This is a genomic window from Streptomyces sp. NBC_00353 (genome assembly GCF_036108815.1).
Lineage (GTDB): Bacteria > Actinomycetota > Actinomycetes > Streptomycetales > Streptomycetaceae > Streptomyces.
Genome location: NZ_CP107985.1, coordinates 1191019 through 1217043 on the forward strand (window position 1 = coordinate 1191019; position 26025 = coordinate 1217043).

25 protein-coding genes, 1 tRNA gene and 2 pseudogenes are annotated in these 26025 nt (G+C 68.4%); 17 read left to right on the forward strand and 11 right to left on the reverse strand.

Annotated elements, in window-relative coordinates:
* Nucleotides 1–361 precede the first annotated feature (361 nt).
* Complete coding sequence (locus OHA88_RS05780; RefSeq protein WP_328624512.1) at nt 362–1741, forward strand: IS1380 family transposase; 1380 nt, start codon at nt 362–364, stop codon at nt 1739–1741.
* A gap of 440 nt (nt 1742–2181) precedes the next feature.
* Here the strand turns inward: OHA88_RS05780 and OHA88_RS05785 are convergent, their stop codons facing one another.
* On the reverse strand, nt 2182–2391 hold the full coding sequence (locus OHA88_RS05785; protein WP_328624513.1) for a hypothetical protein: 210 nt from the start codon (nt 2389–2391) through the stop codon (nt 2182–2184).
* 965 nt (nt 2392–3356) lie between these two features.
* On the opposite strand from OHA88_RS05785, the gene OHA88_RS05790 reads away from it, so the two are divergent.
* Complete coding sequence (locus OHA88_RS05790) at nt 3357–4181, forward strand: hypothetical protein (protein ID WP_328624514.1); 825 nt, start codon at nt 3357–3359, stop codon at nt 4179–4181.
* Nucleotides 4182–4225: 44 nt separating this feature from the next.
* Here OHA88_RS05790 and OHA88_RS05795 read toward each other — a convergent pair whose 3' ends face one another.
* Nucleotides 4226–4705, reverse strand: coding sequence for a hypothetical protein (locus OHA88_RS05795; RefSeq protein WP_328629958.1), 480 nt, complete (start codon nt 4703–4705; stop codon nt 4226–4228).
* Here OHA88_RS05795 and OHA88_RS05800 point away from each other — a divergent pair.
* Nucleotides 4643–4954: a hypothetical protein gene (locus OHA88_RS05800; protein ID WP_328629602.1), complete on the forward strand. Its 312-nt coding sequence runs from the start codon at nt 4643–4645 to the stop codon at nt 4952–4954. The genes OHA88_RS05795 and OHA88_RS05800 overlap by 63 nt on opposite strands.
* On the opposite strand, the gene OHA88_RS05805 is transcribed toward OHA88_RS05800, so the two are convergent.
* Nucleotides 4925–5374 carry a lipoprotein gene (locus OHA88_RS05805; protein WP_328624515.1) on the reverse strand — a complete coding sequence of 150 codons (450 nt, stop codon included), beginning with the start codon at nt 5372–5374 and terminating at the stop codon, nt 4925–4927. The genes OHA88_RS05800 and OHA88_RS05805 overlap by 30 nt on opposite strands.
* A gap of 629 nt (nt 5375–6003) precedes the next feature.
* On the opposite strand from OHA88_RS05805, the gene OHA88_RS05810 reads away from it, so the two are divergent.
* A complete protein-coding gene (locus OHA88_RS05810; protein WP_328624516.1) occupies nt 6004–6681 on the forward strand; it encodes an HD domain-containing protein in 678 nt (225 codons plus the stop codon).
* Between the two features lie 79 nt (nt 6682–6760).
* Here OHA88_RS05810 and OHA88_RS05815 read toward each other — a convergent pair whose 3' ends face one another.
* The 3 genes from OHA88_RS05815 to OHA88_RS05825 all read right to left on the reverse strand — a co-directional run bounded on the left by OHA88_RS05815 (nt 6761) and on the right by OHA88_RS05825 (nt 9045).
* Nucleotides 6761–7030 (reverse strand): hypothetical protein, encoded by a 270-nt coding sequence (locus OHA88_RS05815; protein WP_326607768.1) that lies wholly within the window; start codon nt 7028–7030, stop codon nt 6761–6763.
* A 492-nt stretch (nt 7031–7522) separates the two neighbouring features.
* Nucleotides 7523–7921: a VOC family protein gene (locus OHA88_RS05820; protein ID WP_328624517.1), complete on the reverse strand. Its 399-nt coding sequence runs from the start codon at nt 7919–7921 to the stop codon at nt 7523–7525.
* A 170-nt stretch (nt 7922–8091) separates the two neighbouring features.
* Nucleotides 8092–9045, reverse strand: a complete 954-nt coding sequence (locus tag OHA88_RS05825) for a DUF5996 family protein (protein WP_328624518.1) — start codon at nt 9043–9045, stop codon at nt 8092–8094.
* 350 nt (nt 9046–9395) lie between these two features.
* Between OHA88_RS05825 and OHA88_RS05830 the strand changes: the two genes are divergently transcribed.
* Nucleotides 9396–9490, forward strand: a tRNA-Arg gene (locus OHA88_RS05830).
* Between the two features lie 347 nt (nt 9491–9837).
* On the opposite strand, the pseudogene OHA88_RS05835 reads toward OHA88_RS05830, so the two are convergent.
* Nucleotides 9838–10171, reverse strand: a pseudogene (locus OHA88_RS05835) (GntR family transcriptional regulator); the annotation flags it as partial.
* 192 nt (nt 10172–10363) lie between these two features.
* Here OHA88_RS05835 and OHA88_RS05840 point away from each other — a divergent pair.
* The gene (locus OHA88_RS05840) at nt 10364–11281 is read left to right on the forward strand and encodes an NADP-dependent oxidoreductase (RefSeq protein ID WP_328624519.1); all 918 of its coding nucleotides are present in this window, start codon (nt 10364–10366) and stop codon (nt 11279–11281) included.
* Nucleotides 11282–11698: 417 nt separating this feature from the next.
* Here OHA88_RS05840 and OHA88_RS05845 read toward each other — a convergent pair whose 3' ends face one another.
* A complete protein-coding gene (locus OHA88_RS05845) occupies nt 11699–13663 on the reverse strand; it encodes a SpoIIE family protein phosphatase (protein WP_328624520.1) in 1965 nt (654 codons plus the stop codon).
* Nucleotides 13664–13956: 293 nt separating this feature from the next.
* Nucleotides 13957–14511 carry a glycoside hydrolase family 25 protein gene (locus OHA88_RS05850; RefSeq protein ID WP_328624521.1) on the reverse strand — a complete coding sequence of 185 codons (555 nt, stop codon included), beginning with the start codon at nt 14509–14511 and terminating at the stop codon, nt 13957–13959.
* Nucleotides 14512–14639: 128 nt separating this feature from the next.
* On the opposite strand from OHA88_RS05850, the gene OHA88_RS05855 reads away from it, so the two are divergent.
* A complete protein-coding gene (locus tag OHA88_RS05855) occupies nt 14640–15362 on the forward strand; it encodes an NADPH-dependent F420 reductase (RefSeq protein ID WP_328624522.1) in 723 nt (240 codons plus the stop codon).
* Nucleotides 15363–15638: 276 nt separating this feature from the next.
* Here the strand turns inward: OHA88_RS05855 and OHA88_RS05860 are convergent.
* Both OHA88_RS05860 and OHA88_RS05865 read right to left on the reverse strand, forming a co-directional pair.
* A pseudogene (locus tag OHA88_RS05860) lies at nt 15639–15839 on the reverse strand (radical SAM protein); the annotation flags it as partial.
* A 217-nt stretch (nt 15840–16056) separates the two neighbouring features.
* Complete coding sequence (locus OHA88_RS05865; protein WP_328629603.1) at nt 16057–16881, reverse strand: pentapeptide repeat-containing protein; 825 nt, start codon at nt 16879–16881, stop codon at nt 16057–16059.
* Nucleotides 16882–17117: 236 nt separating this feature from the next.
* Here OHA88_RS05865 and OHA88_RS05870 point away from each other — a divergent pair, with 236 nt between their 5' ends.
* The 10 genes from OHA88_RS05870 (at nt 17118) to OHA88_RS05915 (ending at nt 25987) form a co-directional block, all read left to right on the forward strand.
* Nucleotides 17118–18503, forward strand: a complete 1386-nt coding sequence (locus OHA88_RS05870) for an FAD-binding oxidoreductase (RefSeq protein WP_328624523.1) — start codon at nt 17118–17120, stop codon at nt 18501–18503.
* Between the two features lie 83 nt (nt 18504–18586).
* A complete protein-coding gene (locus OHA88_RS05875) occupies nt 18587–19054 on the forward strand; it encodes a hypothetical protein (RefSeq protein ID WP_328624524.1) in 468 nt (155 codons plus the stop codon).
* Nucleotides 19055–19243: 189 nt separating this feature from the next.
* Nucleotides 19244–20518 (forward strand): family 16 glycosylhydrolase, encoded by a 1275-nt coding sequence (locus tag OHA88_RS05880; protein WP_443044181.1) that lies wholly within the window; start codon nt 19244–19246, stop codon nt 20516–20518.
* The gene (locus OHA88_RS05885; protein ID WP_328624525.1) at nt 20515–21909 is read left to right on the forward strand and encodes an RICIN domain-containing protein; all 1395 of its coding nucleotides are present in this window, start codon (nt 20515–20517) and stop codon (nt 21907–21909) included. Before OHA88_RS05880 ends, OHA88_RS05885 begins: the two co-directional genes overlap by 4 nt.
* Nucleotides 21910–22113: 204 nt before the next feature.
* Nucleotides 22114–22443, forward strand: coding sequence for a deoxyxylulose-5-phosphate synthase (locus OHA88_RS05890; protein WP_328624526.1), 330 nt, complete (start codon nt 22114–22116; stop codon nt 22441–22443).
* An 89-nt stretch (nt 22444–22532) separates the two neighbouring features.
* Complete coding sequence (locus tag OHA88_RS05895; RefSeq protein WP_328624527.1) at nt 22533–23018, forward strand: MarR family winged helix-turn-helix transcriptional regulator; 486 nt, start codon at nt 22533–22535, stop codon at nt 23016–23018.
* Between the two features lie 89 nt (nt 23019–23107).
* The gene (locus tag OHA88_RS05900) at nt 23108–24595 is read left to right on the forward strand and encodes an MFS transporter (protein ID WP_328624528.1); all 1488 of its coding nucleotides are present in this window, start codon (nt 23108–23110) and stop codon (nt 24593–24595) included.
* Between the two features lie 65 nt (nt 24596–24660).
* Entirely contained in the window at nt 24661–25218 is a 558-nt protein-coding gene (locus OHA88_RS05905; RefSeq protein ID WP_328624529.1) for a pyridoxamine 5'-phosphate oxidase family protein, read from the forward strand.
* A gap of 15 nt (nt 25219–25233) precedes the next feature.
* Nucleotides 25234–25461 carry a hypothetical protein gene (locus OHA88_RS05910; RefSeq protein ID WP_326607758.1) on the forward strand — a complete coding sequence of 76 codons (228 nt, stop codon included), beginning with the start codon at nt 25234–25236 and terminating at the stop codon, nt 25459–25461.
* Nucleotides 25462–25555: 94 nt separating this feature from the next.
* On the forward strand, nt 25556–25987 hold the full coding sequence (locus tag OHA88_RS05915) for a hypothetical protein (protein WP_328624530.1): 432 nt from the start codon (nt 25556–25558) through the stop codon (nt 25985–25987).
* Nucleotides 25988–26025: the final 38 nt, after the last annotated feature.

Below are 26025 nucleotides of genomic sequence, written 5' to 3' on the forward strand. Positions count from 1 at the left end.
GGCCGAAGTGAAGATGGCGTTCTACGCGGCACGGCCCCTTCGAATATCAATCATGGACGGCATCTTCCCACACCATGATCGACCGGACAGAACCTAGCGGGGTTTTCCGGTCGGCGCCCTGCTCCTGTGGAGGACGAATCTGGAGGTTCCCTTCCGCACGGACGCGGTGGTCCAGGCCGGCAAGTCAGCCCATCAGTCGCTGTACCTGCTGGACGGGCAGCAGCGGCTCACCTCGCTAGCCTCGGGCTTTCACGAGGTGGGTTGTCCGATGCTTGATCAAATAAGCGGAGAGTGCTTCTGACCTGCAACGATGGGACTTGTCTAGGGTCCTGTTGGTTGCACGGAAAGAAGCACTCTCCAGGTGAGTAAGCGTATCGGGTTGTACCCGCGTGTCCGCGTCGAGGGCGGTGGCAGCGGGACGGTCTCGCAGGCCGGGGCGGTGTTGTTGGTCGAGACGGTCCGCAAGTGCGGTCTGGACACCGCGATATCGATGGCACTGGCGCCGTGGCGCAAGCCGCGGACGGTGCACGACCCGGGCAAAGTCCTGCTGGATGTCGCGCTCGGAGTCGCTCTGGGCGGGGACTGCCTCGCCGATGTCGCCATGCTGCGGACCGAGCCCGACGTGTTCGGCCCGGTGGCATCCGACCCCACGGTCTCCCGGCTCATCGACGCCCTCGCCGCAGCCGGACCCAGGGCACTCACCGCGATCCGGTCGGCGCGGGCCGAAGTACGCTCGCAGGTCTGGGAACTGGCCGGGGTGAGAAGTCCGGCCGCCGACGGCTCGGTGATCGTGGACATCGACGGCGTGCTCGTCCTGGCGCACTCCGAGAAGCAGGATGCCACCGCGACCTGGAAGAAGACCTTCGGCCATCACCCGCTCATCGCGTTCGTCGACCACGGTCAGGCCGGTTCCGGAGAGCCGGTGGCCGCGCTGCTGAGGCCCGGCAACGCCGGCTCCAACACCGCGAGCGATCACATCGAAACAGCCCAACTCGCCCTGGCCCAACTCCCCATGCACCTGCGGCGGGGCCGGAAGACACTGATCCGCACCGACTCCGCCGGCGGGACCCATGCCTTCCTCGACTGGCTCTCCCGCCGGGGCCGGTGGCTTTCGTATTCCGTCGGGATGACCATCACCGACGCCATCCACCAGGCCGTCCTGAAGATCCCGAAGAAGGCATGGACACCGGCCTACGACGCCGGCGGCACCGAGCGGCCCGGCGCCTGGGTCGCAGAGATCACCGACATGCCCGACCTGAGCACCTGGCCCAAGGGCATGCGGCTGATCATCCGCAAGGAACGACCGCACCCCGGAGCCCAGTTGCGATTCACCGACCTCGACGGACTGCGGCTCACCTGCTTCGCGACCAACACCCGAGGCGGCCAGCTCGCCGACCTGGAACTACGTCACCGCCGCCGGGCCCGCTGCGAGGACCGCATCCGAAACGCCCGCGACACCGGCCTGCGCAACCTGCCCCTGCACGACACCGCACAGAACCGGATCTGGCTGGAGATCGTCCAGATCGCACTCGACCTCCTCGCCTGGATGCCGATGCTCGCCCTGACTGCAGAAACCCGCCGCTGGGAGCCCAAACGGCTTCGCCTGCGGCTGTTCTCTGCCGCCGCCCAGCTGGTCACCACCGGCCGCCGCCGCTGGCTCCGCTTCACCACCCGATGGCCCTGGACGGATGTGATCACCCGCGCGATCCAGCGACTCGCAGCCCTGCCGAACCCCGGCTGACCAGCAACTCCGACCGTCCCGACGAGCCACAGCAACATCCCGGAACCGTGGAACCCCGGCGCCCACCCGACGCGACAGGCGGGCCGCCAACCTGCCCCAGCCCACGAAATTCCGCACCTCGCAAGCACAGAGTCCCCGTCAGCAAACCGACGAGGACTCATGAACGATCGAGGCTAGCCTGGGTGTACTGGCCCGAATCAAAGGCCGACGGCCGGCTCATCGACTTTCGCTTCGACGTGCGGAGCGAGGAGTTCGTCAATCCCAGTGCGGTACAGCGCAAACAAGCGGCCAGCTGCCCAGATGTCAGCCCGCGACCAAGAGCATCCGGGGACTCCGGAACGAGGAGTTCCGGGGTCCCCGGTCAACCTCATCGGGATTTCTGGTGCTCCCGTAGGTTGAGTGATGCTCCTGGCTGTGATGCCTCGCAGCAAATGCCGCCGTCAGAGGGTGGCGCCGCCGGCGACCTGCGGAAGGGACAGACCGAGCGGGAGGGCCCCAAGAATCTCACCGGGGCCGTCGACAGAGACACCGCCGGAAACGCCGCCGAGGGGGGAGGCGGCAGCGCCCGAAATAGTGAGACCGCCGGAAACGTTGTCCAGGTCGGTGTCGGAAATCTCGCTGGTCTCGACCTGAGGCGTGAAACTACGCATGAATTGCGCTTCCCTTCATGGCTTCGGATATCTGAATGGTGCCGGCCAGCTTCAGCTGTAAATCGAGCCGGCCGGCTCAACGGTCGCCTGATGCCCGAAAAACCGGGATAACTTCCGTCTGGCGCAAGATGCAACCACCTCAGCAGGTCGCCCGTCCAGCCGACTTGTCGGCGATTCGCCCAACGCTCCGCTATCGCAAACGCAATTGCGCGCAATTGCCCACCGGGCGGTGACGACTTCTTCACAAGCGTTTTAACGGAGAATGGACATGAGCGGGCCCTCCGATTGATGCCAATCGGACATACCTGCACTTAAGGTTTTCGGACGCCGGTGAAGCCGGATCCCGTCAGCTTGCCGCCCGCCTTGCGTGTGCACAATGTGCAGGGTTTGCCAACAGCGGGCCGCACTCACCACGGATTGAGCTGCCGTTATGTCGCTCTGACCGGAGGGCCGGGGACCAACGTCGGTTGAGTAGCTCATGATCGAGTGGAGTCTCGGTCTTGTGCCACGTGATCACATAGCTGATGAGAGCTACCCGGAGCGGATCCGGATGGGGCTGCTGACCCGGACCTTCACGCCCGAGCTGGCTGTCGTGGTCGATGAGGCCGGGGCGCGCGAGGAGGGCCCGCGGACGACAACTTCGGTATCCGCTCGGCACCAGCCGCTCAACGAGCCCGACCAGGACCTACCGACCAAACCAAATGAGATGACTTCTTAGCAGAACCAGTACCGCCTCGACCTGGTCGAGGCTGCCTGGCTGGCACCGGCCTCATCCTGGACGGCTGACTGGTGCGGGTCCCGAGAGAACCACGCAGGCGACGATTCCGCCCCGACCTGCAGAGCAGCACCACCCGGCCGGCGGGACAGCCCTTGGACTCCGCGTCGGGGCCGTCCATCTGCGGTAGCGGTCCTCAGCAGGCCAGACCCCCTCCACGCCCGCCGGACAGGGGCGGTACCTTGCCGCCATGTGTATCTCGACAGGTGAGGCCGCGTTCTCTGGCACGATCGTGTACTGCGGGCGCCAGCACCACCGCGTGCACGGCCTCGTCCACGTCCTGGGCTACCAAAACACGGCCGTCAACCTGGCGGACGGCCCGAACGCCATGCTGCTGCACCTGCCCACCAGGCAGCTCACACCCCGGCACTTCCTCTCCGCCGGGCGCGCCGGCGACATCCTGCACCGCATGGTCGCCGCCGTGGAACACGTCGCCGCCACAGCCGACGGCATCGAGTGGATGAGCGCGGAACCGCAGCCCGTCCAGGTCTTCGACCACGACGTCTACACGGTGCTCTTGGCAGACGACCCCACCGCGGTCCCCGCCGCGCTGTGGCAGGTGCCGCCGCACCGGCGCCCCGATCTCGACCCGGATCTCCTGCACTTCTACGCCGACCACTTCCCCGACCACACCATCGCCGTGTGCTGCTTCGACAACGCCGACGCGCAACGCGCCAAGCCCTTGCTGCTGTGGTACCCGCCCCTCGACCCCGACCGGCTGACCGTGCCGGCCCTGGACAGCCACACCGGTAAGGCGCCGGACCTCGACGCCACCGTGCCCGTGGACCACTGGGTCCTGTTCTCCACCGACGAAGCCCCCTCCGACTGGGGCGCACCCGTCGTGTACCCCGGGGACATGCGCCACCGCCTGCGCGCCTTCCTCCCCACCGCCGTCGTCGGCCGGCACTACGGCTGCGGGCAGACTCGGCCCAACGGAGACTTCACCATCAGTCACCGCGACCTGCTCACCGGCGACCTCGACCGCATCGAGCGCCTGCAACCGACCCGTTGCTGAAAGATCAGGACGGGCGGAAGGTGGCACGTCAACCGAAGCCGACATCACCCAATCAAGTTCAGTAGCGGCTCCTCGTTTCGAGGCGGGAGGAGCGGCACGGGCGGGAACCTCAGTTCTACCTGCGGCAACCACAGGTAGTGGCGCACAGCGTCGTTGTCGCCGGTCGCGTCCGCCAGGCGGGTCGCCTGCTCGAAGGCGCGTTTCTGGATCCGCTCGATCTTCTCGGTGCTGCCCTCGATCGGGTATCCAGCTTCCTGCAGCATCCGCACGGCGGTCTCCAGGCAGAACACGCCCGACGCGTAGCCCTTGGTGACGTAGGGCAGGACAGCGGCACGGTCGGTGGGGGTGTGCGGTCCCCATGCCAGCTTCGCGGGCAGCGACTCGCCGGCGGACCACGCCTGCCCGGCCTGGTACAGACGCTGCACCATGTAGTGCCCGTGACGGAACCGGTTCTGGGCGTGGTGGAGGTCGCGGCCTGCGACGACCAGACAACCCTCGCCGTCCAAGAGCTGCTCGCCGCACAAGGTTTCACAGCGCCTCCATGCAGCCGCCGAGCACCTGCCGGAGATCACCGTCGCCGTCCTGCGCTACGCCCGCGCTGCCACAGGGCCATCTCCATTGCATTCAGGACGGGTTGGGTCTCCTTGGAGGAGCAGGCGGACCAGCCACGATGCGGCGGGAGAACGGCGCCTAGCGCCCATACCTCCGGTGGTGCCGGGGGTACGGGCGCTTGTGCAGGGGGCTCACCCCTGGAGCTTCATGCCTTTGGGTGAGGTGAGGCCCTGGTCGGGGTGGGCACGGAACGTCGCCGTCCAAGTGGTGGGCAGGCAGGACGTGCCGTTGGGGTGCTGCTCCGTCAGCCTGGCCCGGGTGCTGTCCTCGACGACCATGTCACCGCTCTTCACGGAGGTCACGGTGAGCCGCACCGGCACGGTGGACGCGCCTATGTCGTCGGGGAGTTGGACCGACAGCGAGGCGAACGGGTCGTCGGGACTGCCCGATGTCCGCTCCTCACAGGTGCCGTCCACGCACAGCCGGATCCTCGCCGCGTCCCCGCCGCCGAAGTCGGCGGGCCGCCACACGGCGGAGACCTGCGAGTCCGCGTCAGCCGCGGTGCACGGCCTGTCCTGACCGAGGAGCGAGCATCCGGTCAGGGCCGCCGCCAGCAACAGTGTGAGAAGGGCGCGGCGCATGCCAATACCTCGCTATCGTGCCGGGGACGGCACTGTTGGCCAGCCCGATGTCGGTGCAGGATCCGGACGTCTTTCTGGCGACGACGATGTACTTGGCCGTCGTACCGCCGGAGTAGTGGATGGTCGCCTGGGTGTCGGTCACCTGCCAGCCGCACTTCTCGCCGGTCATGATGCCACCCGTGCAGACTTTGTCACCACTCTGCGCCCAGCGCCGCCAGTAGTCCTGGACAGGCCGGGAGGAGCTGGACGTCTTGTCGCCCTTGTAGATCCGGGCCGACGCGGAGCTGTCGCTGTTGACGCGGTACAGCGACAGGTCGCCCGAGTAGCAGGTCTGATCAGAGAGCTTCTGTCGATCGCATCCGCGCGACGCTCGCAGATGGCGGCGCGGGTGGCCTTGTCGGGGCGTCCCACGGGGCAGCGGTCCTTCCGGTTGCGCCCCGCGCCGCAGCGTCATGATCCCACCCGGGTTCGCACGGCTGCCGCAAGCTCGAATTTCCGTCACCCTTCCCCGACAGCTGAGGCCGAGCCCTGCTGCGAGACCGTGGGCCGTGCCCCGGACGCCTCACCGAATTGTCGCTCGATCGACAGACGCGGAAGGCTGGAGCTGCGGCCGGTCCCTTCCGGCTGCAATGCCCTCGAAGAGAGTGCAGGTGAATGCCGTGACCATCGCCCCGTCCTCCGCCGCAGGCGTCCTTGTGCCGGACACAGCGATCGCGCGGGAAGCGACCCAGCTGGTCCGGGACACGGTGAGCGAGCTCGTCTACCACCACTCACGGCGCGTCTTCTGGTTCGGTGCACTGCAGGGCCGTAACCGGGATCTGAGCTTCGACCCCGAACTCCTCTACGTCGGCGCGCTCTTCCACGACCTCGGGCTCGGCGAACCCTTCCACGGGAGCGGCCGGCGGTTCGAGGTGGACAGCGCGGACGAGGCCCGGCGCTTCCTCAGCTCCCACCAGGTGCCGGAGGACAGCATCCGGCGGGTGTGGACAGCCATCGCGCTGCATACGACACCCGGCATCCCACAGTTCATGGAGCCGGAAGTCGCTCTGGTGACCGCCGGGGTCGAATACGACGTGCTCGGCATCGGGTACGAGGACATCTCCGAGGCCGACCGGGCGGAGATCGTCGCCCTGCATCCGCGGCCGGATTTCAAACGGCGCATTCTCGATGCGTTCACCGATGGGATCCGGCCGAAGCCGGAGACGACCTTCGGCAATGTGAAGGCCGACGTGCTGGAGCATTACGTGCCGGGCTTCGAGCGCGGGGACTTCGTCCGTACGATCCTCGATTCTCCCTGGCCGGAGTGAGCCGAGTAAGCCGAGCAGGCCGCGCAAGCGGACCGAGCCGCAGCAGCCGATCCGCACCGGGCGTCGACATGGCGGCGGTTCAGCCGGCCTGGCCGATCGCGCCACGGAGCATGGCCACGGTCGTCGCCGCCGCTCTGCGCTCCGTGTCGTCCTCTGTCGTACGCACCCGTTCCTCCAGGAGCACCACGGCTGCCTGGAGCACGCCGATGCGTACCGGAACGCTCTGCATCCCGGCCAGCACGGCGGCCGCCTGCTCCGCCGGGGTGGCGGTCTCGGCCTGCGGAATGAGGGTGGTGATGCCGCGCCCGAGCGCGCGGTCTCGTGGCGGTTGAGCCGCTGTTGTGGTCACCGAAGAAGTCTGCCGCACCGGGCCTGCGGATCGGGTCAGCGACTTGGCGCCACGTCGCTCGCGGGTGCGTGCGACCGACCGGAGCGGGAGCCGATGTTCCGGGCCGCACGTGGGCGTGATCCGAAGGCCACGATGGCCGGTATTCACTTTCCGGCGGACGCGGACGCGCCTGCTGGGGCGAGCCTCGAAGATCATGGCCCAACGTCGTGCTTTAACGGGCAGGTCCACAGACTGCCCGACTCGCCATCAGCTTAATGGGCCATGATCACTCGCCTCTTGGCAGCTCCCGCCCAAAGCCGCGGAGCCAACCGCGATCACAGCTGAGGGTCGTAGGCGATTTTGGGCCAATACTCTCGCGATCAATACGCCCCAATACAGCCAGAATTGCAAAGTTACCGCCACGCTAATAAACGACTTCAGAGGTGGCGAGCCACGTCTCTCGGAGGTCCATCTCATGGCTTCCGTTCGGTTGCATGGTTCGGTTCCTCCTGCTCAGCGCAGTTGCTCGGCCAGTCCGACGATGATGCCCGCCGGGCCGCGGAGGTAGCAGAGCAGATAGCTGTCCTCGAACCGGGCGATCTCGCCGACGAGTTCGGCGCCGTGAGGGCGCAGGCGGGCAACGGTGTCCTCGATGTCGTCGACGGCGAACATGACGCGGTGTGTGCCCAGAATGTTGTGCGGCCGGTTGCGCGGCCCGGCGCTGATCACCGCGGGGCTGCGGTACTTCGCCAGCTCGAGCCGGCTGTGACCGTCCGGGGTCCGGACCATCGCGATGTCACAGCGGACGCCGTCGAGTCCGGTGCACTGGTCGGCGAAGAGGCCCTCGACCTCCGCCCTGCCCTCCAGCTCCATACCGAGCTCCACGAAGAACGCGGTGGTGGCTCCGTTCACTTTCAGCAGCAGCGTTTGTCCGGCACTTTGGGCAGCAGCTGGAGGTCGACGGACTCGGGAATGTACAAGAAATGACGTCAGTGCATGGGACGGCGCGCCGCCCGTGAGGGCGGCGCGCCGTCGAGATGGAACCCGCAGGAGTCGGCCTTGAGGACCAATCACGACCAGATTCAGCCGTGCTGGTGCTGGACGAGCGCGGGCGGTGTCCTGCTCATGTACCACCCCTCGACGCGGGGTCCGACGAGGTCGGACGGCCAGCCGGCCGTCTCGACGGCGGCATCGTAGACGGCGTCACCGAACGCCACAATGGCCTGGTGCGGGTCCGCTGTCTCCCTGAGCTTGGCCCACGGCAGACGAACCAGACCAGCGTCGGGATGCCAGGCGGCGCCCTCAACACCCCAGGACCGGCCCCCGAGACCGTCCGGCTGGGGCCAGATGTACGCGTACATGCCGACGTTCGGCGCCTTGGCATCCCCGAAGGAGAATCCCACCGACACGTACGCGTCGAGCTGGGCATTCTGCATGAACGGCGGCTGGTCGGGCGGCGGCACGGTGGGCTGCGCCCGGTAACGCGTGGCGGACAGGTCGAAGCCGCCCCACATCACACCGACCCGGGGGTTGTGTCCCAGGAAGGGGGCCTGCCACGCCTCGAGCCCGTCAGCGGCGAGGTTAAACGCTGTCCAGATCAGTCGGGCCGCGTGGCCATCCCAGGTGCGTTCGACGTGATCGTCCTCGAAGCGCGGCGGGGCATCCGGAATCTCGCAGATCAACGAGGTGCGTGGGCGGTGTATGCCGAGCTCGTCTGCCGCATCGCAGAAGGACGCATAGAACGTGGCGACTGATCCCTTGGACAACGGCACCGTCCGCGAGCCATTGTCGGCCTCGATGACCACGCCACCGTCGAGCAAGTTGTAGTGCACCGTGAAGGTCACGCCTCGCTGCCGGAGGGTTGGCGTACTGAGCCCCCGGGGGGTGACATCGAGGACGATGTTTCCCCAGCCGACTTCGAAGGGCTCGTCAAGGGTGTACTTGCCTGCGACCTGTACTACCCGGTTCACGTAGTCAACCATGGGCGCCAGGTCCTCATAGACCAGCGTCGGCCACGCATTGAGACGTTCGCTCACAGAGAGCCTCCCAGGGTGTCGATGGGATCAGCGGGAGGGGACGACACGTACCGTGCCCGCTCCCCCATGCAGCGAGGGACAGGCCTCGGACACCGAACTGCGATCCAGTACCCAATTCTCACACGCAGGTCAGGGTCCTGCCCGCTCGGTGGCGCCGGGCGTCCGACGTGCTGGGCCAGCAGCCGCGCATCTTCATGCCGGCACGATGCCCACCCCGTGGTTGCTGCGCTGTGCGAGGTATAGATCAGAGCAAGCATGCTCAGCCAGATACCCGGCAGGAGCGGCCGTAGCCAGTGGACGTTGGCGCCCCCCTGTCGAATACGTGTCGAAGGCGCGATCTATCGCGCTCGGCGTCCGTGGAGCACCAGGTCAGGAGGGATGCGCCGAAGATCACACCAGGCGCCTTCTAAGCGCTTGGCCGCAGGTTCAAGTCCTGCCGGGGGCACACAGTCCGCACCATGCCAGGCCCTCCCTCGGGAGGGCCTTTTAAGCAGGTCACCGCACCGTGGCGAGGGCCGCGTAGCGAACGCATAAGCGCCGGACCGACCCCCGGTCACGGTGGGGAGGGTCCGGCGCTGTCCGGCTGTTACCAGGTTTCTGCGGGTGGCCACGGTGGATACGCGGTGGCGCTCCCAGAGCCACGCTCAACGCTCTGGCAGATCCGGCAGGTCCCCTCCGCGAGCAGTACGGGACCCTGGTATTCCGCTGCAGGCCCTCCGGCGGCGCCGAGCGCACCTTCGTACGAGTCCACGGCGGCCGGCTGGCTCACGCCCAAGAGGCAGGCACACCGTGCAGATCGTGGGCCGGACGCCGGACTTCACGGGGGCGGAACGCGGTGGGTGCGGTTCCGGGCCCGGGCGAGGTGCGCTCGGCCACCCGGACGCCCGAGTCCTGGCGTGCGGGGAGCCAGTCCTCGCCCACCAGGTCGGCGTACGCGTCGGCGACCGTGTTGCGCGCGATGCCCAGGTCGGCGGCGAGCGTGCGGGAGGAGGGGCAGCCGAGTGCCGAGCCCCAGCCGCCCGGAGCGGACCGCTTCCCGCAGCGCCTTCGTCAGCCCTTGGCGCAGGCCCGGCCCGGTCGGCTCGACATGCAGGCCGAACCCCAGAGTGGCCCAAGGTTTCGCCATGGAAATGGACCATCTTCCTGGGCTGCTCCGCACCTAAGGTCGGAGACATGACGCCGAGCGAATAACAGTCCGGCCGGCGCTGTCCAGATCGGCCGGCCGCGTCCTATCAGCCTCGCCGAGGGGATGCCGAACAGGCTTTCCATCCCTGCAACATTTCCACCAAAGAGACAAATGACCGAGGAGGCAATTCCCATGAAGGCGATCGTGGTGACGGACCAGGCTGCGGGAACGGCCGGGATGACGCTGGTGGAGCGGCCCCAGCCGCAGGCAGCGCTGAACGATGTCGTCGTTCAGATTCATGCGTCGGGATTCGTCCCGACTGAGATGGCGTGGCCCTCGACCTGGACCGATCGCCTCGACCGTGACCGAACGCCGTCGATCCCTGGGCACGAGCTGGCCGGAGTCGTCACCGCCCTCGGCTATGGCACGACGGGACTGTCGGTGGGACAGCGGGTGTTCGGCCTCACGGACTGGACTCGCGACGGCACCCTGGCCGAGTACGCGGCCGTCGAGGCACGCAACCTCGCGCCGCTGCCGGGCGACGTCGACTTCACGGTGGGCGCGAGCCTGCCGATCTCGGGCCTGACCGCGTGGCAGGGACTGTTCGAGCACGGCCGCCTTCGGGCGGGGCAAAGCGTGCTCGTGCACGGTGCGGCCGGCGCAGTCGGGTCGATGGTGACGCAGCTCGCACGTGAGTTCGGTGCGTACGTCATCGGCACCGGACGCACTGCCGACCGTCAGATGGTGCTCGATTTCGGCGCGAAGGAGTTCGTCGACCTTGAGAACGACGCCCTGGAAGAGGTCGGCGGGGTCGATCTGGTGTTCGATGGCATCGGCGGCGACATCGGGAAGCGGTCCGCAGGCCTGATTCGGGTCGGAGGAACGCTGGTGTCCATCGTCGGGCCGCCGGAGGCGCGGCCCGCCGACGGCCTGGCGGTCGACTTCGTCGTCGAGTCCGATCGTGCCCAACTGAGTGAAATCGTCCGGCGGGTGCAGGACGGACGACTGCGGACGAACATCGGCAACGTCTCGACCCTCGACGATGCCGTCGCCGCCCTCAATCCGACCGAGCGACGCAAGGGGAAGACGATCATCCGCGTTCGTCCGTGAGGACTCGGGGACAGTCACCGGTCCTCCCCTCCTCGTGGATCAGCGTCAGATACGTGTCAGGTCGGGCGACTCGTACCGGACCACGTCATCGGACTGGTCCGCCATCTAGCGCCCCGCGGAACCACGGCCAGCTGCCGCCCGACAGCTGTGCCCTGCGTGCCCGGTCCGGCGGGACGCAGCGGGGGACTCACGGGGAACAGCGGCGCCGATCGCGTTCCGACCCAGGTCAGTGCCTTGCCAGTTCAGCCGCGATCCGCATACGGCGTCTTCCAAACTAGGGCTCTGGGTGACTGGGGCCGGAGGGTACTTTCCGCGCCCGGCTTGGCCGAGTCATCGAGAACACACCGCTCAGTGAATGAGCGAGAGGGGGCCTTGCAGTGGGGCCCATACAGAGCGCGTGTGACGACGCGGGCGCCGTCATGTGCGTCGGATGACCAGCACGGCCACGTCGTCGAGGTGGTCCACCGCGACCGCGGCGTCGAGGATGCGGTCGGCGGTCTGCTCGGCGTTCAGCCCGTCGTGGACGGCTTGGGCGGCCAGCGTTCCGGCTCGCTCCAGTCCGGCGTCCAGTGTCAGGGCCGGCCCTTCGACCACGCCGTCGGTGACCATGACCAGCGCGGCGTCCTTGTCCAGTGTGAAGGTTTCTTCGGAGTAGTCGGCGTCGGGCAGGACTCCCAGCACCGGGCCGCCCGGCAGCTCACGGATGCTGTGGCTGCCGTCGTCGCGTGCGTACAGCAACGGCACATGGCCGGCGCTGGCGCCGGTGATCCGTCCGTCGTCCGGGTCGATATGCAGCAAGGTGCAACTGGAAAATCGTGCCGCGCCCATCGTGACGAGCAGTTCGTTGGTACGCGTCAGCACGGTTGCGAGATCCGGTTCGTGAGCGGCGATCGCGCGCATGGAGGCGCGCACCTGTCCCATGGCTGCGGCGGCGTCCACGTCGTGCCCTTGGGCGTCGCCGATCTCCAGAGCGATGGCACCGTCAGACATGACGAAGGCGTCGTACCAGTCTCCGCCGATGTCGAGCCCGTCGCGGCTTGGTCGGTAGCGGGCGGCGACCTCCAGGTTTGGGAGGTGCTCGGGCAGCGTGGGGAGCATGGACTGCTGGAGCGCCGTGGCCAACTCGACTCGTGCCTCTTGCAGCCTGACGCGTTTCAGTGCCTGGCCTGCAAGGTCGGCAAGAGTACCCATGAGGGCCCGCTCATCCGGGGACGAGTGGTGTTCGCTGTCGTAGGTCACCAACCAGGCCCCGAGCGGCTGATCGCAGATCGGGCTCAGGGAGGTGATCGAAATGGCGTAGCCGGAGTCCAGCTGGTCGAAATACGGCAACATGGCCCCGTGCGGCCAGCGGCGGATGTACTCCTCCTGGTTGGGAATGAACTGCGGCTCGCCAGTGCGGATCACATAGGGCAGCGCGCTGGGGGCATCCAGCGGCAGGCCGTGCAGAGCGGCCACCGGTATCGGGATCCCGGCATCGGAGGAGACACGCAGGCGGCCTTTCGTGATGAACGCCAGCGCGGCGCCGGTACCACCGAAGGTCGCGGCGAGCCGGGTCAGGACGACCTGCCGGACTTCTTGCTCCGTGACTGCGGCCATCACGGCGGAGGAGAAGGCCGCGATCTCGTCGGCGCGCTGACGCTCAGCACTCAGCGCGACCAACGCTCCGCGTCGGCGCGCTTCCCCCTTGGTGTCGTCGCGGATCACTCCGAAGACCCGCTCAGGGCCGCCGGACCCCAGAATGATCCGACGGGCCTGGCAGACCAGATGGTGGCAGCCATCGCGCTCGGTGAGGAACCGCAACCTGATCCAGGGGGACCGGGCCGCCGTCGAAGTCACGAGCCGCCGCAGAGCCCCGCGGTCATCGGGGTGGACTCGCCGAACCACCTCGGACAACGACATGGAGGCCTCCTGGAACAGCGCCGCCAAGGCGGGTGCGCCACCGAGCCACTCCAGCTCGCGCTCCTGGGGTGAATACATGCACAGACCGAGGTTGGCGGCCTCGGCCGCCAGACGGAACGGGATCAACAGGCCGCCCCGGTCATTTCCCGCGTCCAACGAGTGCACCCACACCAGCGGCTCGCCACCTACGGGATCGTTCACTGATCGCGCCTCGACAAGGCAGACGACAGATGCTGCAGCTGGCCCCGGGAACTCCAGCACCCGCATCGCGACCGTCTTCGTCGTGGCGGCGTGGGCCACGAGACTCTCAACCGCAGTCAGCTGGCTTGCGGGCAACAGATCACGGAAGCCACGACCCACGCACTGCTCCACTGACCTGCCCAGTGTCCTGGCCATCGCCGCGTTGAGGCTGCGGATAGCTCCGCCCAAGGTCAAGAGAGCCGAAGGTGTAGCCCTTCGAAGGAGTTGGTCCGAGGCGTCCATCTGCGGCTCCCTGACACATAACAAAACAGCCTCTTCAATGATATTCGCGCATTTTGCTGAGATGTCTCCGTAAAGGGTATGTCTGACCGGCTACGTCGAGTGACGACGGCAGGGAACCTGCTGGAAACGGTAGGCAGCGGCCCGTGAAGATGAGCGCGACCGACTGTTCAGCCATGTCCCCCGGCCTAGCCCTGTTGATGATTTGTCGGCCGTTTCGGGCGGTGCCGCTCTGCACGCGGCCGGTCGGGCGTTTGTGACCTCATAGGAGCCCGGCCAACGAACCCGACCAAGCCCTACTGGGGCCGGGCCCAGTTGCGCATCGCGGTGCGCGAAGCGAACGCGGCCACGTCCTTGTCGAGCGGGTTGTCGGTGTACTGGTGGATACGCCAGGTCGCCTTGATGCGTGGTTTGCCCGCGGTCACATAGTCGGCGATCCACAGGCCGTCACCGGCGTACGACGTGGTGTCGTAATTCAGCCAGAAGTGCCGGTTGCAGTACAGCAGAACCCTGTGGTCCGGCCGGAGGCGCTTGACCTCGCGGATGAAGCGGTCCTTCTCGGTGTTGGTCGCGCGCGTTCCGTCGCCGGTCACCTCCCAGTCGACGGCCAGCAGGTCGCCGGCCTTCTCCGGGGCCTTGCTCACGAAGTACTCCGCCTGCGCCGTGAGATTGCCCGGCCACAGGAAGTGGTAGAAGCCGACCACGCATGAGGCGTCCCTCGCCCGCTTGACCTGCGAGGCCAGATGCGGATTGACGTACGAACGGCCCTCGGTGGCCTTGATGAAAACGAAGTCCAGTCCATCCGTGTCGAAGGACGACTGATACGAGCTGACATCGACGCCATGCAGCATGGGTTCCGCCTTCAAGTGGGCTCTTTGGTTCCGTTTCTCGTTCTGTACGTGCCCGCAGCCGCCGGTTCTCACCCGTCCGGCCCACCGGGCGAAATGTCTTCCGGCCATCCGGAATAGGTACCGGCGCCATGGAGTTGGTGAAGCGGCGAGACCGCATTGCACACCGCACGCACCATCGGAAGGTCGGATCCATGAAGATCGGAATCATCGGAGCGGGCAACATCGGCGGCAACCTCACCAGGCGCCTTACCGCGCTGGGCCACGAGGTGTCCATCGCCAACTCCCGCGGCCCGCACACGCTCACCGCTCTTGCCGAGGAGACCGGAGCGACGCCGGTCACCGCGGCGGAGGCGGCACAGGGCGCCCGTGTCGTGGTCATCACCATTCCGGTGAAGGCAGTCCCGAACCTGCCCGCCGGGTTCCTGAACGGGGCCGCGGAAGACGTCGCGGTCATCGACACCGGCAACTACTACCCGCAGCAGCGCGACGGCCGTGTCGCCGCCATCGAGGACGGGCTGCCGGAGAGCAGGTGGACCGAGGAACAGATCGGGCACCCGGTGATCAAGGCGTTCAACGGGACCTACGCGGATGACATCCTCTCCAAGGCTCTTCCGAAGGACAGCCCCGGCCGTCAGGCCCTGCCGGTCGCCGGTGACGACCCGGCCGCCAAGCAGACCGTGCGCGACCTCATAGACGAGCTGGGCTTCGACACAGTGGATGCGGGCGGTCTGGACGAGTCCTGGCGCCAGCAGCCGGGCACTCCCGTCTACGGCAACCAGGGCGATGCCGAGACCATCGCGAAGGCGCTCGCCGAGGCCTCCCCGGAGCGTACGGCCGAGTGGCGCGCCTGACGGGGCGAGACCTCGTCCACACGCGTGCCCCCGGTCAGCAGGGCGGGGCGGGCACCAAGGTCGTATTCGCCGGTGCCCGCCCCGTCTCCGCCTCCGATTCCGCTCGTAGCGCGCCGCCCGACTCCTGCGCGGGCCGACGGCACGTGCAACGCTTCCGGTGCGGGGACTTCGCTGAAGTCGCTCGCGAACGTGCCCTCGGCGCAGGGGCGTTGTCCGATGGCTGACCGACCCGGCGCCCACCGTCCGGGCATTGCCCGGTCCCTGACCCCCTCGCGTCTACCGCTCGTCGTCCGGGGCGGCCGGCAGGCTGTCCATGAACGAACTGACGGAGAACACGGCGCGCCCGGGTCCGGGCGGACCGTACCCGGGCGGCGAGCTGAGCCCGTACTCCTCCATCGTCGATCGGTAGGCGTCCAGCAACCTGATGTGGTACTCCAGTGGTGCCCCGTCCGGGTTGGTCTTCCCGAGCGGCGGGCACGTGCGGGAACCGTTCCATGAGCTGCTCGATCAGGCGGGTACGGCTCGCGTCGGTGCGGCTGGGGTCGCCGGGGTCTCTGCGGCCGGTGTCGGTGCGGCTGGGCATGTGCGGGGCTCCTCGGTCCGGGCGTCGAAGGTTCTTGCGGTACGCCACACTGTGCAACGAGCCACGGACGTCAACCGTTCGCGACGCCGTCCGGTGGGCAGGTGCCGTCGGTCACTTGTCCCAGTGCGTGGGGTGACTGAGCGACGGCGGGAGTTTCGTGGCAGCGTCGCCCCGCGCCGCGTTTATCTGTGCCTGTGTGAGAAACAGACTCCCGGTCAGGTCGGCTCCCGACAGTTCGGCATCCCGGAAATCCGCGCCGATGAGGTCGGCCAGACGCAGGTCGGCGCCGGTGAGGTCGGCGGCGATGAGATAAGCGCCGCGCAGGTCGGCCCCCTGCAGGTCGGCGCCCTTGAGCCGGGCGCCGATGAGGTCGGCGCCGCGGTGGTTCCGCTTCTTCTTCCGGGGGGCGGTGGCCCGTACGAGTTCGCTGGTTCGCAGCAGCAGCGCGGCGACGTCGTCCCGGTGTCCGGCGACATCGAGGTCGGCGAACGCATCGGGGGTGACGTGCGTGAGACGTTCGGTCGTGTCGAGGGCGCGTCGTATCTCGCCGTGGAGGGGGCGGGCCGCGTGCAGTGTGAGGGCTTCGGTGAGGTACCAGAGCAGTTCGTGGAGCTGTCGCATGACCGGGAACACCTGGAACATCTGCTGGGCGGTCTGCGGGGCCCGCCGCCAGTCCTGTCCGCTGAACGTCTCCTGGGAGACCTTCTGGCCGGCGCCGAAGCAGTCGTACACCGTGCAGCCGGGGAAGCCCTGGCTCCGCAGTTCGGTGTGTATACCGCAGCGGAAGTCGTCCTGCAGGTTGTGGCAGGGCTGCCCGGCGTCCTTGTTGACCGCGAAGTCCGCCGACCGGGTCAGGGTCAGCGCGACGCAGCACAGCCCGAAGCAGTTCGCGCAGTCGGCCCGCAGGGCGGCACGGTCGGCGCCGTCGCCGCGCAGCTCGGTGCGGTCGGTGGTGCGGTCGGTGCCGGAGCCTGGGGCGTTGTCGGACACGGTGCGTTGGATCCTCTGGTGTATGGAGTGCCTGGACGGTCGAGCCTACCGAGGCCCCGCAGGCCGAGGCGTACGGGGACGGACAGCCTCGTTCCCCGGGTGCCCGGGTCCCCTCCGGCGCTGGCCGGAAGCGGTGCACGCGATGATGGAGGCTTGCATCGTTGTAGGAGGTGGCCACCGACGTGGCGAACACACCAGTCGACAGCATCCCGGCCCGGCGGGTGCTCACCGATCCGTCCGGGCTCGCCCGGTATCAGCACGACGAGGCCGAGTGGGCCCCGTACGGAACACCCATCGCGGTCGTGCGTCCGCAGAGCACCGAAGAGGTACGGGACGTGGTGCGGCACTGTCTGACGCATCGGATCCCGGTGGTGCCGCGCGGTGCGGGCACCGGTCTGTCCGGCGGCGCGAACGCTGTCGACGGGGCGATCGTGCTGTCCTTCGAGGACATGAACCGGATCGTGCACATCGATGCCGCGGAGCGGCTGGCCGTCGTCCAGCCCGGTGTGGTCAATGACGACCTGCGGGCGGCCTGCGCGGAGCTGGGGCTCTGGTATCCGCCGGATCCCGCAAGCTCGCCCTGGTCGACGATCGGCGGGAATGTCGCGACGAACGCCGGGGGGATGTGCTGCGTCAAGTACGGCGTGACGCGTGACTATGTGCTCGGCCTCGAAGTGGTCAACGGACTCGGCGAGGTGGTGTCGCTGGGCCGGCGTACCGCGAAGGGCGTCGCCGGGTACGACCTGGCGGGGCTGATGGTCGGCTCCGAGGGCACGCTCGGTGTGATCACGGAGATCACGGTGCGGCTGCGTCCGGCGCGGCCGCAGGAGCGGACCGTGGCCGGATACTTCGCTTCGGTGGTCGCCGCGGGTGAGGCGGTGACCGCTGTGACCGCGTCGGGCGTGATCCCGTCGGCGCTCGAACTGGTCGACCGTCACTGCCTCGCCGCCGTCGACGCCTGGAAGAAGATGGGGTTGTCCGCCGACGCGGATGTGGTGCTGCTCGGCCGGGTCGACGCCCCGGGCGCCGAGGGCGACGCCGAGGCCGAGCTGGTCCGGGACTGCTTCGAGCGGGCGGGCGCCACATGGGCTGTGGTCTCCACGGATCAGCAGGAGGCGGACGCGCTGTTCCAGGCGCGACGGCTGGCCTATCCGGCGCTGGAGCGGCTCGGCCCGGTGCTCACCGAGGATGTCTGCGTGCCACGGACCGCGGTGCCGGAGATGTTGGCCCGGATCGAGAGGACCGCGGCCCGGCACGACATTCTGGTGGCCAATATCGCGCATGCCGGTGACGGCAATCTGCACCCGCTGATCATCACGCCGCCCGGTGACGAGGCTGCGCGTGCGCGCGCCCAGTTGGCCTTCGAGGACATCCTCGACGATGCGATCGCCCTCGGTGGGACGGTCACGGGCGAGCACGGGGTGGGACTGTTGAAGATGCGCGGTATGCACAAGGAGCTGGGGCCCGCGGTGCTCGGGATGCATCACGCGGTGAAGGCGGCCCTGGACCCGCACGGAATCCTGAATCCCGGAAAGGTGCTCGGACCGGGGCCCGCCTCAGCGGTGTAGCGGCCGGTGGGCCGGTTGGGCGCGGTCCGCTGTCAGTGGGGCGACGCACACTGGCAGGAGTGCGACGGGTGAAGGAGACGCGGATGAGCGGCGGGGACGGCCATGACACCGGGTTCGAACCGGCCACCGGGGACGGCCCGTTGCCCCGGGGTCCTGCGGAGAAGCGTGCCGCGTCGGTACGGACGGCGTTCGAGGGGCTGCTGCAGATCCGGCGGCTGACCAACACCGGCCGCCAGGACCCGGAGGGCGTGCCGGCGCAGTGGGAGCTCCGTCGGGCAGTACGTGCGGTGGCCCTGGTGCTGGAGGCGGACGGCCGTCCTCCGTCGGCCGTCGACGCGTCCGGGCAGCGGGTCGCCTCCGGTTATCGCGTGCAGGAGGGCGAGGCGCCCGGCAGCGTGCGGGTGGAGTGGCTCGGTCCGCCGGGCAGCGGCGCCGCGCGTGAGGAAGAGGCCGAGCTGACCCGGTGTGCGGCCGCGCTGGGACGGCTGGGATGGACGGCGCTGCTGTACCGGGGGCCGCGGCGCCGCAGGTTCCTGGAGGTCGAGCCATGACGGTGGCGTTCAAGTCCTGAACGCGTCGGTGGTGCGGTCCGTCAACAGAAGGTCCGTACCAGCTCCTTGACGCCCTCTCGTGCCAACACTTAAATCAAGAAATGAATTAAGCGTCGGGGCCGAACGTCACCCGGGCGCCGGTTCAGCGTGCGATCTGTCATGAGCATGCCCCCACCATGAAGTGATGTGATGACTGTGCGAACCCCCAGACGGCGTCGGACGGCGCTGTACCTCGTTGCCCTGCTGTGCTGTTCCGGCGCGGTGACCGCCGCTCCCGCGGGCGCCGCCCCGGTGCCCGAACCGCGCGTCGCCGCCGCTGCCGCCGCGACAACGTTCTCCGACGACTTCAACGGTCCGGCCGGATCGGCGGTCGACGGCAGCAAGTGGCAGATCGAGACCGGCGACAACGTCAACAACCATGAGCGGCAGTACTACACCGCGGGCAACAGCAACGCCGCCCTCGACGGCCAGGGCAATCTCGTCATCACCGCCCGCAAGGACAACCCCGGCAACTACCAGTGCTGGTACGGCCGGTGCGAGTACACCTCGGCCCGGCTGAACACGGCCGGCAAGTTCACCTCGACGTACGGGCACGTCGAGACCAGGATGAAGATCCCGCGCGGTCAGGGCATGTGGCCCGCGTTCTGGATGCTCGGCGACGACCTCGGCAGCGTGGGCTGGCCCAACAGCGGCGAGATCGACATCATGGAGAACGTCGGCTTCGAGCCGGGCACGGTCCACGGCACCATCCACGGTCCCGGGTACTCCGGCTCCGGCGGCATCGGGGCCGGCTACTCCCTTCCCGGCGGCCAGGCGTTCGCCGACGCGTTCCACACCTTCGCGGTGGACTGGGCCCCCGACTCCATCACCTGGTCCGTGGACGGCAATGTCTACCAGCGGCGTACGCCGGCCGACCTCGGTGGCAAGAGCTGGGTGTTCAACAAGCCGTTCTTCATCATCATGAACCTCGCGGTCGGCGGCTACTGGCCCGGCGACCCCGACGGCAGCACCGGCTTCCCGAAACAGCTCGTCGTCGACTACGTGCACGTCACCACGAGTGACAGCGGCTCCGGCGGTACGGGCGGCACCATCACGGGGCTGGGCGGCAAGTGCGTCGACGTGGCAGGCGCCTCCGCCGCCAACGGAACAGCGGTCCAGCTCTACGACTGCAACGGAACCGCCGCCCAGAAGTGGACCGTCGGCACCGACGGTACGATCCGCGCGCTCGGCAAGTGCCTCGACGTCAAGGACAACAGCACGGCCGACGGCGCCCAGCTCCAGCTCTGGGACTGCACCGGCGGAGCCAATCAGCGGTGGGGGGTGTCCGGCGCCCGGGACATCGTCAATGTCCAGGCCGACAAGTGCATGGATGCCACCGGCAACTCCTCCGCCAACGGCACCCGGCTCCAGATCTGGACCTGCGCCGGAACCGCCAACCAGAAGTGGACGGTGAACGCCGCATGAGCCCCTCCCCCGGCTCGCGCCGCCGCCTCGGCCCGCTCGCCCTCCCGGCAGCACTCCTCCTGGCCGCCGGAGCCTCGCTCGTCACCCTGCCCGCCACGGCCAGTGCCGCGGCCACCGCCACCGGCGCGATCACAGGGCTGGGCGGCAAGTGCGTCGACGTGGCAGGCGCCTCCACCGCCAACGGAACAGCGGTCCAGCTCTACGACTGCAACGGAACCACAGCCCAGCAGTGGACCGTCGGCACCGACGGTACGATCCGCGCGCTCGGCAAGTGCCTCGACGCCAAGGACAACGGCACCGCCAACGGCACACAGCTACAGCTGTGGGACTGCAGCGGCGGAGCCAACCAGAAGTGGTCCGTCTCCGCGGCCCACGACATCGTGAACACCCAGGCCGACAAGTGCATGGACGCCACCGGCAACTCCTCCGCCAACGGCACCCGGCTCCAGATCTGGACCTGCGCCGGAACCGCCAACCAGAAGTGGACCGCACCTTCCGACGGCGGCACCCCCGCGCCCGGTGGAACGATGGCCGTGGCGCCCTATCTGTACAACGGCTGGGGCAGCCCGCCCAGCCCGACGACCGTCATGAACGCAACCGGCGTGAAGTGGTTCACCCTGGCGTTCGTGCTCAGCAACGGCTACTGCAACCCGCAGTGGGACGGCGGGCGGCCCCTGACGGGCGGCGTCGACCAGCAGACCATCAACACCGTGCGCGGCGCCGGCGGGGACGTCATCCCGTCCTTCGGCGGCTGGAGCGGGAACAAGCTGGAGAGCTCCTGCTCCAGCGCGGGTGAGCTCGCCGCCGCGTATCAGAAGGTCATCAACGCGTACGGTCTCAAGGCGATCGACATCGACATCGAGGCGGACGCCTACAGCAACGCCACGGTCCAGCAACGCACGGTCGACGCACTGAAGACCATCAAGGCCAACAACCCGGGCATCAAGGTGTACGTCACCTTCGGTACCGGCCAGAGCGGCCCCGACACCAGTCTGATCAACAGGGCCGCCTCCGCGGGGCTGACCGTCGACAGCTGGACGATCATGCCGTTCGACTTCGGCGGCGCCGGACAGAACATGGGCACGCTCACCACACGTGCCGCCGAGGGCCTGAAGAACGCGGTCAAGAGCGCGTACGGATACAGCGACGACCAGACCTACCGGTCGATCGGCATCTCGTCGATGAACGGCATCACCGACGACAACGAGACGGTGACGGTCGACGACTTCCGCACCATCCTCGCCTACGCCCAGCAGCACCACCTGGCGCGGCTCACCTTCTGGTCGGTGAACCGTGACCGGCCCTGCACAGGCGGCGGAGCCGACACCTGTTCCGGCGTGAGCCAGCAGGCGTGGGACTACACGCGGGTGTTCGCCCAGTACACGGGATGACGTGACGGGAAGCGCAGGGGGCTGCCGGCTGGTCGCCCGCTGCGCTTCGGAGGCGACGCGGACCGTCCGCCGGGCGCCGGTGTGAACCACCGGGCCGGCGGGCGGTTCCGCGACTCCCCGCAACGTGGCCCCAGCTGGTGGCCGCCCTGGCCGCCTCGCCGAATTCCCGTCGCCGCCGGGCCGGTCAGGGCCTACGCTCCCCGCATGTCACACGCGAAGACCTCGTACGTCTGTCTGCCCTGCCGGGCCTCGTACAAGCAGCGCTGCACGGGAGACCACGACCGAATCTGCCCGCGCTGCACACAGCCGTTGATCCACGTCGGCTCGGCCTTCGCCACACCGCGGCGCCGGGACACGGATGGCTGGCGCACGCTCTCGGTCCTGTTGCATGCGGACATCCGCTTCCACAAGAGCTGCTGCGGCGGTCCCGGCTACCGTCCGCGCACCATGAGCGAGGTGCGCGAGCGGATGGCGTACGCGCGCACCACCGGGGAACCGTTCGCCCGAGCGCTGGTGCGTCGCAGCCTGCCCTAGCGTGCCCATACGATCGACGGGGCCGGCCACCGGATAGGCCGGTTGCCGGATAATCCACCACGGACCGAATCGCGATTACCCTGGGCGGCATGACTGCCATGGCACCCGCCCGGACCGAACCGGACCTCTCCTTCCTGCTGGATCACACCAGCCACGTTCTGCGGACCCAGATGGCGGCAGCACTCGCCGAGATCGGGCTCACGGCGCGCATGCACTGCGTCCTGGTCCACGCCCTGGAGGAGGAGCGGACCCAGATCCAGCTCGCCGAGATCGGCGACATGGACAAGACCACGATGGTTGTGACGGTCGACGCCCTGGAGAAAGCCGGCCTCGCCGAGCGCCGCCCGTCCAGCAAGGACCGCCGCGCACGGATCATCGCGGTGACCAAGAAGGGTGCGCAGGTCGCCGAGGAGAGCCAGAAGATTGTCGACGGGGTGCACGAGCGGGCGCTCGGCTCCCTCCCCCAGGACGAACGTGAGGTGCTACTGCAAGCGATGAAGCACCTGGTGGACGGCCATCTGGCCACTCCCGCCGAGAGCCCGCAGACGGTGCGTCGCGCTCGCCAGCGCGGGTAGCGGCCGGCAGATCGACCCGAAACAAATAGTCTGCAACAAAACCATCTGCTAACTTCTCTCCTGTCACCTCATCCGACAGGAGAGACCGCATGCCCGCGCCTTCTGCTCGCCCCGCACCCGCCGCCTCGTCCACGACACCTGCCACCACAACCCGCTCCCGCCGGTTGGCCCTCGGGGTGATCGCCACGGGGATGCTCATGATCATCCTCGATGGCTCCATCGTCACCGTGGCCATGCCGGCCATCCAGAACGACCTGGGGTTCACCCCGGCCGGACTGAGCTGGGTCGTCAACGCCTACCTGATCGCGTTCGGCAGCCTGCTGCTGCTCGCAGGACGGCTCGGCGACCTGCTCGGCCGCAAGCGCATGTTCCTGGCCGGCACCGCGGTGTTCACCGTCGCATCACTGCTGGCGGGCCTCGCCACCACGCCCGCGCTGCTCATCGCCGCCCGGTTCCTGCAGGGCATCGGCGGCGCGATGGCGTCGGCCGTCGGCCTCGGCATCCTCGTGACACTCTTCACCGAGCCCAGGGAACGCGCCCGCGCAATAGCCGTGTTCAGCTTCACCGGTGCGGCCGGTGCGTCGATCGGTCAAGTCCTCGGCGGGGTCCTCACCGACGCCCTCAGCTGGCACTGGATCTTCTTCATCAACCTGCCGATCGGGCTCGCGGCCCTCGTCGTCGCCGTGCCCGCGCTTCCCGCCGACCGCGGTCTCGGCCTCCGCGCCGGAGCCGATGTCATCGGGGCGCTCCTCGTCACCGCCGGGCTGATGCTGGCGATCTACACCGTCGTCAAGGTCGAGGAGTACGGCTGGACCTCGGCTCACACGCTCGGTCTGGGGGTGGCGGCCGCCGTCCTGCTCGGCGCGTTCATCGCCCGCCAGGCCGGCGCCGGAACCCCGCTGCTCCCTCTGCGGATCCTGCGGTCGCGCACAGTCGCTGGTGCCAACCTGGTCCAACTCCTCATGGTCGCCGCACTGTTCTCGTTCCAGATTCTGGTCGCCCTCTATCTGCAGAAGGTCCTCGGTTACGGCTCCGCGCGGACCGGACTCGCCATGCTTCCGGCAGCGGCCGTCATCGGCGTGGTGTCCCTGGGCATCTCGGCCCGTCTCAATGCGCGCTTCGGCGAGCGACGCGTACTGCTGGCCGGACTCGTGCTGCTGGTCGGGGTGCTGGGGCTGCTGGCGCGCGTACCCGTCCATGCCCACTACATGACCGATCTGCTTCCGGTGATGCTGCTCGCGGCCGGCTTCGGTCTCGCGCTCCCGGCGTTGACCTCGCTCGGCATGTCCGACGCGAAGGCCGATGACGCCGGGCTCGCGTCCGGGCTGTTCAACACCACTCAGCAGATCGGCATGGCCGTGGGCATCGCACTGCTGTCCACGCTGGCAGCCTCCCGGACCGACGAGCTGCTCGCGGACGGACAGAGCCGGGCTGCGGCGCTGACGGGCGGCTACCACCTGGCGTTCGTGATCGGCGCCGGCTTCCTCGTCGCCGCCTTCGTCGTCGCGTTCGCGGTACTGCGCCCGCAGCGGCCGAAGCCCGTCGCCGCCCCGGAGAAAAGCGCCGCGACTGTCTGATCTCCCCCTCCCACTCCCCCTCCAATTCCTTTCCTTCACAACCAGTGCCGACGAAAGGTCGCCTCATGAACGCGAACACGGAAGAGACAGCGAACGACGAGCAGCAACCGGGCGCCGGACCCGCACCCCGCGTGCTCACCGATGACGAGCTGTCACGGCTTCTGTGCGATCAGCAGTTCGGAGTGCTCTCCTTCGTCAGGCGCAGCGGCCACCCGCATCTGTCCACGGTGCTGTACGACTGGCATCCCGAGCAGCGCGTGGTACGCATCTCCGCCACAGCCGACCGTCTGAAGGTGCGCCGGCTGCGAAATGCACCGCGGGCCGCCCTGCATGTGCAAGGGCCGGACGTCTTCTCGTTCGCCGTCGCCGAGGGAGATGCGGAGGTCTCGGAGAAGACCACCGTTCCCGGTGACGCGACCGGCCGTGAACTGCTCGCCATGACACCGAGGTTCGAGGACGTGGCGGAAGAGGCCGCGTTCCTGGAACAGGTCGTGGCAGACCGACGCGTGGTGATCCGCCTTCGGGTCTCCCGTCTCTACGGAACGGCCCTGGACATCCCGCAGCGCAGTCCAGAACCACGTTGTCAGACCCATGAGGGATGCTTGATGGTCCGACACCTCTGACCAGGAGATGCTGAAATGCACGACGACGAGCTCGCCGCGGCCCAGGCGTACGTCCGGTTACTGGAAGCGACTCGGGCGGCTCTCGCGGACCAGGACCAGGCGCCGCTGTACCTGTCGCTGCTCGCCTCCCCGATGGCCGAGGCCGACAGTGCGTTGCGGCGTGCGGGGCTCTGCGGCAACGAGGCGAGATTCTTCGATCTCGTACGGTCCCTTCAGCCGAGCATGTCCGGCAGCGGTCACTGACCACCACGACCGGCGGCCAGGCTGACAGGCATGCGGGGACAGTGCCGCGGAAATCGGTCCGTCATTCGATGCCAACGCCCGCACGGTGCGCGCGATGGACGGAGGTCTGACGATGGTCCGCAGCAGCAGGAAGCCACGGCGTCTCGTCGTGGGTGACGAGACGTTTCTCTGGTCGGTCGGTCATCACCACCACACCGACCGGGGTCGGTACCAGGCCTGCCGCGTAGTACTCACCATCCGCCGCTCGGGTGCGCGCGGGCGGCTCCTGGTCGTCTTCCGGGCGGGCCCCGACCGGCTGGTCCCCGACGGCTTTCTGCCGTCCGGGGCTGTCGGCACCTCAGCAGGCAGCTGGTTGAACCTGCACGAGCCGGGCACCGTCAGAGCTCTGCTCGACGAGGCAGTGTCCCGCGGGTGGCACCCGGACAATCCACCGACCGAGCGACTGGACGGCTGGGGTCTCTTCGCCCGGGCCGTACAGGCGCGGAAGAGAAACTCGGCGAGTTCTGCGCCCGGCGGCCGCTGCTGAAGCGCGAGGTGCCGCCGGAGCATGTGGCCAGCGGTGGT

Coding starts and splice junctions, on each gene's coding strand:
- OHA88_RS05785 (WP_328624513.1), bottom strand. CDS start 2,391: ATGCGTAGTTTCACGCCTCAGGTCGAGACCAGCGAGATTTCCGACACC.
- OHA88_RS05790 (WP_328624514.1), top strand. CDS start 3,357: ATGTGTATCTCGACAGGTGAGGCCGCGTTCTCTGGCACGATCGTGTAC.
- OHA88_RS05805 (WP_328624515.1), bottom strand. CDS start 5,374: ATGCGCCGCGCCCTTCTCACACTGTTGCTGGCGGCGGCCCTGACCGGA.
- OHA88_RS05810 (WP_328624516.1), top strand. CDS start 6,004: ATGCCCTCGAAGAGAGTGCAGGTGAATGCCGTGACCATCGCCCCGTCC.
- OHA88_RS05840 (WP_328624519.1), top strand. CDS start 10,364: ATGAAGGCGATCGTGGTGACGGACCAGGCTGCGGGAACGGCCGGGATG.
- OHA88_RS05845 (WP_328624520.1), bottom strand. CDS start 13,663: ATGGACGCCTCGGACCAACTCCTTCGAAGGGCTACACCTTCGGCTCTC.
- OHA88_RS05850 (WP_328624521.1), bottom strand. CDS start 14,511: ATGCTGCATGGCGTCGATGTCAGCTCGTATCAGTCGTCCTTCGACACG.
- OHA88_RS05855 (WP_328624522.1), top strand. CDS start 14,640: ATGGAGTTGGTGAAGCGGCGAGACCGCATTGCACACCGCACGCACCAT.
- OHA88_RS05875 (WP_328624524.1), top strand. CDS start 18,587: ATGAGCGGCGGGGACGGCCATGACACCGGGTTCGAACCGGCCACCGGG.
- OHA88_RS05880 (WP_443044181.1), top strand. CDS start 19,244: ATGACTGTGCGAACCCCCAGACGGCGTCGGACGGCGCTGTACCTCGTT.
- OHA88_RS05885 (WP_328624525.1), top strand. CDS start 20,515: ATGAGCCCCTCCCCCGGCTCGCGCCGCCGCCTCGGCCCGCTCGCCCTC.
- OHA88_RS05890 (WP_328624526.1), top strand. CDS start 22,114: ATGTCACACGCGAAGACCTCGTACGTCTGTCTGCCCTGCCGGGCCTCG.
- OHA88_RS05895 (WP_328624527.1), top strand. CDS start 22,533: ATGACTGCCATGGCACCCGCCCGGACCGAACCGGACCTCTCCTTCCTG.
- OHA88_RS05900 (WP_328624528.1), top strand. CDS start 23,108: ATGCCCGCGCCTTCTGCTCGCCCCGCACCCGCCGCCTCGTCCACGACA.
- OHA88_RS05905 (WP_328624529.1), top strand. CDS start 24,661: ATGAACGCGAACACGGAAGAGACAGCGAACGACGAGCAGCAACCGGGC.
- OHA88_RS05910 (WP_326607758.1), top strand. CDS start 25,234: ATGCACGACGACGAGCTCGCCGCGGCCCAGGCGTACGTCCGGTTACTG.
- OHA88_RS05915 (WP_328624530.1), top strand. CDS start 25,556: ATGGACGGAGGTCTGACGATGGTCCGCAGCAGCAGGAAGCCACGGCGT.